Consider the following 10462-nt stretch of genomic DNA (forward strand, 5'->3'; position numbering starts at 1 on the left):
ATCGGCCGCGTGTTCCCCGGCGGCGCAGCCAGCGGTGAGGAGCGCCATGGGGAACGCACCCTGCTGGTGGGGGTGATCGCCGGGGAGCGCCGCGCCGAACGCTGGCGCAGTTCCGGCAAGCCCGCCCCTCCCGACTATTTCCAGGCCCGCGGCGTGCTGCAGGCCGGTCTGGAACCGCTGCGCCTGCCCCTGGAGGACCGCCCCCTGACCGATGCCCCCCTGCTGCACCCAGGCCGTGCCGCCCAGCTGGTGGTGGAGGGCAAGCCCGCCGGCTGGTTCGGCCAGCTCCACCCGGCCGAGGCCGACGCCCTCGACCTGCCCGCGGCCACCTACGTCTTCCAGCTGGAGCTGGAGCCCCTGCTCAGCGCCGGCACCCGCCGCAACTGCTGGCAGCCGGCCTTCCGCCCCTTCGCCACCGTGCCGGCCTCGGAGCGCGACCTGGCCCTTGTCGTTCCCACCGACACCAGCGCTGCCGCCCTGCTGGCGGCGATCCGCAAGGCGGGCAAGCCGCTGCTGGAGCAGGCCGAACTGGTTGATCGCTACGAAGGCGCCCAGCTGGAGGCGGGCCGCTGCAGCCAGGCCTTCCGGTTGCGCTACCGCGACAGCGTCCGCACCCTCACCGACGAGGAGGTGGAAGCGGCCCATGGCCGGGTGCGCGAAGCCCTGGAGCGACAGTTCGGCGCCGAGCAGCGGCGCTAGCGGCGTTCCAGGGCCGCCAGGGCCTCCACATGGCTGGTGTTGGGGAAGAAGTCGATGGGCTGCACCCAGTTCAGCCGGTAGACACCGGAGGCACACAGCTGGGCCAGGTCGCGGGCCAGGGCGGCCGGATCGCAGCTCACGTAGGCGATGCGGCTGGGTGGAGCCGCCAGGATCGCTGCCGTCGCGGCCGGGCTCAGCCCCTTGCGGGGTGGATCCAGCACCAGGGCCTGCATGCCCTGCAGCCGCTCCTCCAGCACCAGGGGCACGTCGGCCTGCTCAAATTGCGCCCGACCCTCCAGTTCATTGGCGGCGGCGTTGAGCCGGGCCATGGCCACGGCGCGGGGATGCAGTTCCAGCCCGGTCACGTGCCAGCCGGCGGCGGCCAGGGGCAGGCTGTAGGTGCCGATGCCGCAGTAGGCGTCCAGCAGGGAGGCATCGCCCGGCCCGGGGCCAAGGGCCTCCATCAGGTGGGGCACCAGCCTTTCGGCCTGGCGGGTGTTGACCTGGAAGAAGGTGTCGGCGGCGATGCGGAAGCGCAGGCCGGAGAAGCTTTCGTTCAGCCAGTCCCGGCCGCGGATCGCCCGGGTCTCGTCCCCCATCAGCCGATTGGTGGGCATGGGTTGGAGGTTGAGGCAGACGCCCACCAGCTCGGGCCAGCGCTGCCGCCAGGCGTCGGCCAGGTCCTCAAGGCCGGGCAGGTCGTCATGGCTGCTGATCAGGGTGAGGAGCAGCTCGCCGGTGCCCACGCCGACCCGCAGGCCGAGATGGCGCAGGCCCGGGGTCTCGTCCGCGTCGGGGTCGCCGCCGTGGCGGTCGATCGGCCAGTCGCTGGCCTCCAGATCGGCCTTGAGCGGCGCGATCATGGCGTCGATGCGGGGGTCGAGCACCGGGCAGCGGGCCATGTTGACGATCCGATGGGACCCGCGCCGGTAGTAGCCGGCCCGCAGGGTGCCGTCGGCACTGCGCTCCAGCGGAACCAGGGCCCGGTTGCGATACCCGAGGGTGGGGTCGGCCGCCAGCAGGGGCCGCACCGGTGCGCTCAGGCCGCCGATGCGCTGCAGGGTCTGCTCCAGGCTGCGCTGCTTCCACTCCGCCTCGGCGGCGTCCTCGAGGGGTTGCAGGCTGCAGCCGCCGCAGTTGTCGGCGAGGATGCAGGGGGCGCGCCGGCGCTGGGGAGAGGGCGTGATCACGCGTTGCAGCTGCCCCACCAGGTGGCGCCGGGCCATGGCCTGGAGGCGCACCTGCACCGTGTCACCGGGTAAGGCGCCGCTGACGAACACCACCTGGCCGTCGTGGCGCCCCACCCCCTGGCCGTCATGGCCCAGATCCGTGATCTCCAACTGCAGCTTTTCGCCCACCGAGGCCATGTGCGATCCGCACCACTGCTGCGACCCTATCGGGGGTCGTGCAAAGGGGCGTTACACCTTGCGCCCGAAGACCGGGCTGGGGGCCTGATCTCGATAGGATTCGCCGGACTGTGGTCGCTGCTATGAGCGTCGTTCGCGATCTGATCCTCCAGGCCGATGATCAGCTCCGCTATCCCACGGGCGGCGAGCTGCGCGCGATGGTGGAGTTCCTCAGTGGGGGAGCCCGCCGGCTCAGCGTCGTCCGAGTGCTGACCGACAACGAGAAGAAGATCATCGCCGAGGCCTCCAAGCAGCTGTTCCTGCGCAAGCCGGACTACGTGGCCCCCGGCGGCAATGCCTTCGGGCAGAAGCAACGGGCCCAGTGCCTGCGTGACTACAGCTGGTATCTGCGGCTGGTCACCTACGGAATCCTGGCCGGCAGCACCGAGCTGATCCAGCAGATCGGTGTGGTGGGCGCCCGGGAGATGTACAACAGCCTGGGTGTGCCCCTGCCGGGCATGGTGGAGGCGATGCGCACCCTCAAGGAGGCGGCCCTGGTGCTGCTGGGCGGCGAGGAGGCCACCCTGGCCGGTCCGTACTTTGACTACCTGATCCAGGGCCTGCAGACCTCCACCTGATCCGATCATTCGTCTCAGTCCAGTCTCCTCCCTGGACCCGTATTAAGTCTAGGCTGAGACACCTGCTCAATGCCTCCAGCATGTATGGGCCGTTCTCCCCGTCACGCTTGTGACGGGGATTTTTCATGGCTGCATCCGAGGTTGCGTTCGGCTCATCGTGGTGGCCGTGGAGCCTCCATGTGAAGCGACTGGAGCAGTGCCAGATGTCTCAGCTGGGACCAGCGACAGGTCCTGAGATGAGACCAGGGCTGTGTACCTGCGAACCCTTTGGCGGTCCTTTGCCTGGTACTCCCTGGGACCGTTCAACATTCCGATCGGGCGGAGTGGTCGCCCGGTCGCGCGGCGACGACGGCTGGCCCACTTGAGTCAGCGCATTGGTCCCGGCTGGGTCCAGAGGTGGGTCCACTTCTGGAACCCAGCCACGACAGGAGAGATACTTGTCACTGGCCATGGAAGACCCTTTGCGCCACCACTCCCGTGGATGCTCCTCCCCCTGGGGCCCTTTGAGCGGATTCCGGTCGCGGCGGCCGACACCCAGCTCGGCTGAAGCCGCGTATCTGTGTCAAAGACAGATACGCAAAGCTTGGGAACCCAGTCTGAGACTCCTGTCCCGGATGCTGTCCAATTCGTGGACAACGATGGATCGGCATGGCAAGTCCTCATCGCGCCATTCCAACGGTTAGTCAGGCGATGGAGCTGAGGACTTCACCCGCGACAAGTCAAATCGATGAAAAATCGCTGTATCAGAGAACGTGTCTGCGTCTCGAGACTGGACCCATTGCTAGTCCCAGCTCTGTTCGATGGGACTGGATGGTCAGTGCAGCTCGCGAGTGATCGCTCTCAATGGTCTTGGACTGGTCTTGCTGTCAGACCTTTATCAAGACTAGGATGTGTCGCATGAGACAGAAGCCCGGGTGGTTGGCCCACATGGTCTGGAGCGTCAGCGGTCCGCAGACGCTCCCTGTCGGTACAGCTCCTTCAGCAGCTGGTAGGCCTCATTGAGCCGGCGCATCGCCTCGAGGGATCCCCCGGCGTCGGGATGGTGGCTCTGGGCCATGTCCCGGTAGGCCTCCCGGATCTGGGCCAGGGTGAGCCGCTGGCCGGGGTCGGTGGGCAGCTGCAGCAGCCGCAGTGCGCCGTGAAGGGTCATGGTGTGCTCCAGGGTCTGGAAGGAGGTGCCGCGGCGACGGCGACGGAAACGGTGCACGAAGCGACGGATCAACGTCGGAATGCGCAGGGTGAGGGTCTGGCCGCTGAAGGGGTCTTCCAGCACACCGGCGGTGACCATCACCCGCTCGAAGGTCGGTGGCCCGTCACTCCAGCCAGGGGCAAAGGGCTGCATCACCTGGCAGGCGGCCGACCAGGTGAAGGTGCGGCCATCGCTCTGATCCGACTGGGGCCAGATGTCCTGGGCCAGCCACACCATCGCCGCCTCCAGCACCGCCTCGTTGGCCGGCGAGCCGTAGAGGGCGCGCCAATGGTTGCCGGCTTCTTCCAGGGCCTGTTGCACCAATTCGCCGCCAAGGGGCGGCAGGGGACTCAGCGGTAACGACGCGGCACGGGCCGGAGACGGCGACCGCAGGCTGCGCTTGATGACGTCGGAGCGGCGACGCACAAAGCCAGGCAGGTCGATGCCCCCGCCACCGGATGCCGGCCGGGGAGGATCCTCCGTCGGGGCCTCCCATTCGAATTCCGCCTGGAGGGTGTCCATGGCCCCGCGACCCACCAGCACCAGGGCGCCCTGCTCGTCGAAGCCGTGGTCGTCCTCCCTGTGACCCACGACCTCTCCCGACGGGGGCGAGAGCCCATCACCATCCTCTTCCTCGTCGGTGCCGAACAGATCGTCGAGCAGCCTCTCCAGCACATCGCCCCGGCTGCGGAGGCCCCACTCCCGCCGCAGACCATCGAGGTGGGTCACCAGTTCGCGGTTGAGGTCAAGGCTGATCCGCTGTCTGGCCTCGTTCGATTGTTCAGCCACGGCAGCCATCCATCGGCGCTGGGTTCGCTGGCATGGGGCTTCGGATCAGGGTCCCCGTTGGTCCCGCAGGAACTGTTGCTGGGCCTCCACCGCATCGCGATAGCGGTCCACCAGCGTCCCCCCCGTACCGGCGGATCCCGAGCGGCTGCGCATCGGGGACACCAGGGGTGAGGGGGCCAGAACGCTGCGGTTGGAAGAGGCTGGTGGTGGTGGCGGTGGGTTCAGCCAACCGGGAGCCGGCGCCGGCCGCAGGATCTGGGGCGGCGGCAGCAGCGGTCCGGTGCCAGCCCTCGGCATCGGTGTGATCGGCCCGGGTTGGGGGGCGATGGTCACCGACGGAGGGGCAACAGGCGGCGGGGTTGGCCGGGTGGTGGCGCTGGCCCGGGCCAGGTCCAGCTGCCGCTCGCGCTCCTGAACGAGGGCGAGCTGGCTGGCACTCACCACACTCAGCAGGTGGCCCGGGGTGGCATCGGCCGGGTAGACCAGGCTCACCCGCACAGGGTTCACGGCCCCGGGCACCAGATCGATCTGGCCCAGGGACAGGCTCTGGCCGGAGCGAAGTCCCACATGCACCTCCCGCAGACCGGCAGCTGTCTGGATCTGGATCGAGCCGCGGAAGGCCGTGAAGGGCTGTCCGCCGATCAGGGTGGGGTGGCTCATCACCAGCTCGTAGGGCCCATTCCCCTTGAGGTTCATGTCGACATCGAACCGCACCCCGTAGGTGCCGACGTTGTCAAGGGAGGAGTCGACCATGCGGCTGGCAAGGGCATTGACCTGCACATCGCGGGTGCCGAAATGGTGCCTGTCGGTGCTGGTGAACGGCACATGCAACGGCCCCTTCATGTTCAGGTCGTGGGTGATGGTGGCCTGGTACGCATCGCCGAGGGCCACACCACCGACCCGGGAGAAGATGCGCCGGTTGTGGATGTCATTGATGCGGCTCAGATAGACCCGGCCCGGTGCCAGCCGACCCTCATCCAGGACAGCGAGCACGTCGCGATCGGAGTCGGGGGTCTTGGCGGCCACCACGGCGATCTGGAAAGGCCCATCACTGCGCCCCCGCAGCAGGGCGTTGGCGATGCCCAGGGCCGGCAGATCGGTCTGGAACAGAACTATCCGACTGCGGGCCGGAATCGTGATCTCATTGGCCAGTCGGTTGTCGAGCCTGCCGCGCAGCATCTGGACCGCGGTGGCATCACCGGGGCCGGTGTTCCAGGGCCTTGGCCCCAGGGGTTTCACCCCCATCAGGTTGTTGGCCAGGTAGGGAGCCTCGAAGCTGTTGCGCACCGCTCCCTTGGAGAAACGGATGTGCACCGGACGTACGCCCGGATTGATCAGGATGGCCGCCAGGGTGAGCTCGGCCCGACGGTCGGAACGGGAGATGGAGCGGCGATTGGGCGGAAAGTATTTGTGGTGAAGATGCATGCCGAACTCACCGTTGAAGGTGTATTCGGCATAGCGAAGGGCCTGGCCCGTTTCACTGGCGTAGGCATATCCAGGTGTCGTGCTGATCAGGATGCCCGGCCCCTCCACTTCCTCGGGCTGGTTGGAGTGCAGCACCGGCACGTTGTTGAAGGTGCCGTTCAGAGGTCGTGCCTTCTGGCCGGCCATCAGGGCCACGTAGGCGTGGGCCGGCTGGGGGTGCTGCAGGAGTGCCATGCCCAGACCCAGCGTCAGCCAGACACCGATGGGACCAATGGGAGAGACCGATCTCAAATTGCGACAGGCTTGATGGTGTGGGTACCAGGGGAGGGTAAGGCGGGAAGCGACCGGCCCAGTCACTGGGGGGTGCTTGCGCCTGGGGAGCCCCGGATGGAACGGCGGGCTCGCTAGAACGGTCCCACTCTGCAGATTTTGTCATGATTCCTCCCTTCGGGACCTGCTCCGGCTCGGAGTCCGGAAACGGTGCCCTGCGGCGGTATCAGGAACGCAAGCTGCGCATGATGAGTTTCTGGCGGGACGGCATCGAACGTCAGCTGGCCGCCCTGAACGCCGCCATCAGCACCCTGGAACGGCAGATGCACCGCGATCAGGCCGACCACCAGGGCTGAAGCCGCCGGCCTCCAGGTGCTGGCGCAGCTGCTCCAGCCCCTTGTGCAGCAGCCGTTTCACCGTCATCGGGCTCACCTCCATCTGGCGGCCCAGGCGTCGATAGCTCCAGCCCGCCAATACCACCTGGCGCACCACCAGCCGCTGGCGGGGCTCCAGCAGGGCCAGCATGGTGGCCACCGAGGCACCGGCTGACTCCAGACCGCAGGGCTCAACGGTGGTATGGACCGCCACCGACTCGGCCAGGGATGGATCATCAAGGTTGGCCGGCCTTGTCAGCAGGCGCTGCACCTCCAGTCGGTGCCATTCCGAGGGGGTGACCCCAAGGGTACGGCTCAGGACCATGACCCCCTGCCCGGGATCGGTCTGGAGCAGGGGGTGGTGCTGCAGCCGGTTGAACCGCTCCTGCAGTTCCGCCTGCCGCCTCGGCAGCCGTACCAGGGGGGCGGCATCCCGCAGGTAGTGGAGGATCGCCCCCCGGATGTGGGGCCTGGCGAAGGCCTCGAACGGGGTGTGACGGTCTTCGCTGTAGAGCTCGGCGGCCCGGATCAACCCCATCAGGCCCACTTGGAGCAGATCGTCGAAGGATTCCCGGCTGCAGCGGGCGTAGTGCAGGGCGAGGGGTCGGACCAAGGCCCGGTACTGCTCGACGCGGCGATTGCGGCCGGCGGGGGAGGACTGGGTCTGGTGGCTGGGGGATGGGGTCATGGTCTGGACGGTTGGGCCTGGGCTGGTCTCCTTTCCAGAGAGGGGCAGGCGTGCCGAATGCCGCAACCGTGAAACCACGGAACTTGCTGGCTCAGACCCGGGGGGCGGCCACGTGGGCCAGCAGGGACCAGGGTCCATGGGTCGCCAGCCATCCCCTGTCGGAGCCCTCGGTGCTGAGCAGAAACCCCGCGAAGCCCAGGGCGTTGATGCTGAAGCCGGCGCCATGCTCCCGCACCCGGCGCACGCTCAGGAACCACTGGTCGTCGAACAGCAGGTTGTAGGGGTGCAGGGGCTCGCTGTCGCGGCGGGGATCCCCGAGGCCAAGCGCGCCGGCATGGGCGAGGTAGAGCTCCTCCAGGTCGGATCCGCCGTGGGGATCGGTGCGCCGGCTGAGGCGGTAGTCCCAGCTCCAGGACGGTTCGGTCCCCGCCAGCTGGGCCAGAATCAGCGGGGCCAAAGGGCAGCTGGCTTCTCCCTGCCGGCGCGGCAGCAACTGCAGGTGCCGATGGGGCTGGCTGGCCCCGGAGCGGGCACCGCTGTTGAAGAACCACAACCCGCCGGTGTCCTGGCTCACCTGGCGGACCGCCTGCCAGTCCGGGGACTCGATCCAGCCGCCCTGGGGCCGCCAGTCGCGGGTGATCACGAGCAGGTGAGCCTCCTGGACCGGGTACTTGTTGAGCAGGAGCACGTGGCCGGGCCCCAGCAGGTCCACCTCCAGGGGCCTGTCCCAGGGCAGAAAGGGGTTGGGGCGCGGTCCCCCCTGGCGCAGGTGACGGGGCGTGGAGGAGAGGAGCTGGCGGACGACGAAGGGCTCAGCGCCTGGAATGTCCAGCAGGCGCGTCTCCAGGGGCACCAGCGCACCCCCCAGGCGGGCCCGCTCCGACACCTCCCTGGCTCGCTGCCAATGGCGTTCAGCTCGCACCGGCCTGCAGACGGGCCAGGGAGGCGCCCTGGTAGTAGCGCCCAAGAATCTCGTTGTAGCGCAGGCCCTGCTCCGCCAGATCCTGGGCGCCGTGCTGGCTCATGCTGGCGCCCAGATGGCCATGGGCCTCCTGGGTGATCCGCGTGGTGGCCGCGTACAGGCTCTCGACGATCCCCCCCTGGTAGCTCAGGATCACGCCCGAGGTGCTGGCGGTGGCCTGGCGGGTGCGGGGGTTGACACTGCCCAGGCCCCGGTAGGCCTGCCAGCGGGTGGTGTCGCCCAGATGCCAGTGGGCGCTGGCCGGCCTGGCCATGTGGGCCATGGCATAGGAGCGGGCCGCCACCGCCTGGGCCTTGAGGGCCTCCATGTGCCAGCTGCTGGGCATCTCGGCCCCCACCACCGAGCTGATGTAGCGCTCCAGGGAGAGGTGGTTGACCAGCTGCAGGCCCCGGGAGCCGCCCAGCACCCTCAACCGGCCCTCATAGGGCCGGCCATCCACCAGCAGGTTGTGGCCCGAACCGGTCTCCATCCACACCTCGGCCCGTCCCGCAAGGGCGGTACCCAGATCAGGGGCGGTGTCGGGGCCGCCATCCTGCACCGCTCGCCCGTCACGATCAACGAGTCGCCAGTAGCCACTGGCGCCGAGCTGGGGGGAGGCGGAGGCCCCCAGCAGGGCGACGCGGATCTCGAGCGGCACCTCTGGCCCAGCCTCCGGTTCCACAAGGGACGGGTCGGGATGGCTCAGGCTGGTGCGCTGCGCCCGCAGCGACGTCGCGGCCAGGAGGTCCTTGTCAGGGGATTCCGCCGCACTGGCGGCCGACGGCGAGACCTCCCGGGGCTGGGCGATGAGGGCCTCGAGCAGATCCGGCTGCGCACTGGAGCGGGGGGCTGGTAGCAGGTCCTGGGCGGCAAAGCCTGCACCCACCGCCGCGACCGCAAGGGGAGCGGTCAGCAGGATGGGGTGGCGCCGGCAACCCTGAAGCAGCCGCCGGCCACTGGCACGGAGAACGGCGATGGCGGCCGTGAAGTGCCGGCGCACGGAAAGGTTCCACAGGGGAGTAGCCGGATCATGCCGGAAAACGTGGCCTTTGAGCCCTCCGACGCAGGACGGTCGCGGCATTGCACCCATGGCCGGGGCATGCCCAGGTCCGCGCTCAGGGGGCCGCTTCCGGCTTGAGATCCCGCTGCATCAGCTCCTGCACCGCCTGGCGGGCCTCCACCCGACCCGCCAGCAGCCGCACCACCTGGCCGCAGATCGGCAGCTGCCACCCCTCGCGCTCAGCCAGGGCCAGGGTGGCCCGGGCGGTGCGGGTTCCCTCCACGGTGGCGCCGATCCTGGCCAGGGCGGTGATCTCGTCACAGCCCTCGGCCAGCAGGGTGCCGAAGCGGTAGTTGCGGCTCAGGCTGCTGTTGGCCGTGGCCAGCAGGTCCCCCAGGCCCGCCAGCCCGTACAGGGTGCTGGGCTGGCCCCCGAGGGCCTGCAGGACCACGGACATCTCCGCCAGACCGCGGCAGAGCAGGGAGGCCTTGGCATTGGCGCCCAGGCCCAGACCATCACTGATGCCGGCCGCCAGGGCGATGACGTTCTTGAGGGCCCCGGCCGCCTCGGTGCCGATGGGATCGGCGTTGGTGTACAGGCGGAAATGGGGTGCCCGCAGCTGGTCCTGCAGCTGTCGGGCCAGGCCCTGATCCTGGCTGCTCAACACGCTGGCCGCCGGCAACCCCCGCTCCAGTTCATCAGCCAGGTTCGGGCCGCTCAGCACCGCCAGCGGCACGTCGGGGAGATGGCGGCGCCACAACTGGCTGGCGGTGCAGAGCGTGTCCAGATCGATGCCCTTGCTGCAGCTCAGCAGGGGGAGATCCACCGGCCAGCGTTCCTGCAGCTGGCTGGCCAGGGGGGCCACGCCTACCATGGACACGGCCACCACCACAAGGTCGCAGTCCTTGAGAACGGTGGTCGGATCTCCCCCATCCCGCCGTGACCAACTGCTGAGACGGTGGCCCTGGCGCTCCCAGAGCCGCAGCAACGTGCCGCCCCAGGCACCCCGACCCAGCACCGTGATGCGCAGACTCATGGACCTACGCGAGGGTCGGTTCCCTTGATGGCCTTGCCATCATGCGC

9 protein-coding genes and 1 pseudogene are annotated in these 10462 nt (G+C 68.9%); 3 read left to right on the top strand and 7 right to left on the bottom strand.

Features of this window, described 5'->3' with window-relative positions; translation table 11 throughout:
• Positions 1 to 699, top strand: a pseudogene (locus KBZ04_RS09645) (phenylalanine--tRNA ligase subunit beta); the annotation flags it as partial.
• On the opposite strand, the gene rlmD reads toward KBZ04_RS09645, so the two are convergent.
• Positions 696 to 2066: a 23S rRNA (uracil(1939)-C(5))-methyltransferase RlmD gene (gene rlmD, locus KBZ04_RS09650; protein WP_254991730.1), complete on the bottom strand. Its 1371-nt coding sequence runs from the start codon at positions 2064 to 2066 to the stop codon at positions 696 to 698. The pseudogene KBZ04_RS09645 and the gene rlmD overlap by 4 nt on opposite strands.
• Before the next feature lie 122 nt (positions 2067 to 2188).
• On the opposite strand from rlmD, the gene KBZ04_RS09655 reads away from it, so the two are divergent.
• The gene (locus KBZ04_RS09655) at positions 2189 to 2683 is read left to right on the top strand and encodes an allophycocyanin subunit alpha-B (RefSeq protein WP_254963128.1); all 495 of its coding nucleotides are present in this window, start codon (positions 2189 to 2191) and stop codon (positions 2681 to 2683) included.
• A 940-nt stretch (positions 2684 to 3623) separates the two neighbouring features.
• Here KBZ04_RS09655 and KBZ04_RS09660 read toward each other — a convergent pair.
• A complete protein-coding gene (locus KBZ04_RS09660; protein ID WP_254991731.1) occupies positions 3624 to 4661 on the bottom strand; it encodes a J domain-containing protein in 1038 nt (345 codons plus the stop codon).
• A 45-nt stretch (positions 4662 to 4706) separates the two neighbouring features.
• Positions 4707 to 6320: a DUF3370 family protein gene (locus tag KBZ04_RS09665; RefSeq protein ID WP_254991732.1), complete on the bottom strand. Its 1614-nt coding sequence runs from the start codon at positions 6318 to 6320 to the stop codon at positions 4707 to 4709.
• A 200-nt stretch (positions 6321 to 6520) separates the two neighbouring features.
• Here KBZ04_RS09665 and KBZ04_RS09670 point away from each other — a divergent pair, with 200 nt between their 5' ends.
• Positions 6521 to 6712: a sigma factor SigF gene (locus tag KBZ04_RS09670; RefSeq protein WP_254991733.1), complete on the top strand. Its 192-nt coding sequence runs from the start codon at positions 6521 to 6523 to the stop codon at positions 6710 to 6712.
• Here KBZ04_RS09670 and KBZ04_RS09675 read toward each other — a convergent pair.
• From KBZ04_RS09675 to KBZ04_RS09690, 4 genes are all read right to left on the bottom strand, one after another.
• Positions 6660 to 7418 carry a sigma-70 family RNA polymerase sigma factor gene (locus KBZ04_RS09675; protein WP_254991734.1) on the bottom strand — a complete coding sequence of 253 codons (759 nt, stop codon included), beginning with the start codon at positions 7416 to 7418 and terminating at the stop codon, positions 6660 to 6662. The genes KBZ04_RS09670 and KBZ04_RS09675 overlap by 53 nt on opposite strands.
• A gap of 91 nt (positions 7419 to 7509) precedes the next feature.
• The gene (locus KBZ04_RS09680; protein ID WP_254991735.1) at positions 7510 to 8340 is read right to left on the bottom strand and encodes a DUF4922 domain-containing protein; all 831 of its coding nucleotides are present in this window, start codon (positions 8338 to 8340) and stop codon (positions 7510 to 7512) included.
• Entirely contained in the window at positions 8330 to 9379 is a 1050-nt protein-coding gene (locus KBZ04_RS09685) for a SpoIID/LytB domain-containing protein (RefSeq protein WP_254991736.1), read from the bottom strand. Before KBZ04_RS09685 ends, KBZ04_RS09680 begins: the two co-directional genes overlap by 11 nt.
• A 115-nt stretch (positions 9380 to 9494) precedes the next feature.
• Entirely contained in the window at positions 9495 to 10415 is a 921-nt protein-coding gene (locus KBZ04_RS09690) for an NAD(P)H-dependent glycerol-3-phosphate dehydrogenase (protein WP_254991737.1), read from the bottom strand.
• Between the last annotated feature and the right edge of the window lie 47 nt (positions 10416 to 10462).

Source organism: Cyanobium sp. N5-Cardenillas, from assembly GCF_024345515.1.
Classification (GTDB): Bacteria; Cyanobacteriota; Cyanobacteriia; order PCC-6307; family Cyanobiaceae; genus Cyanobium.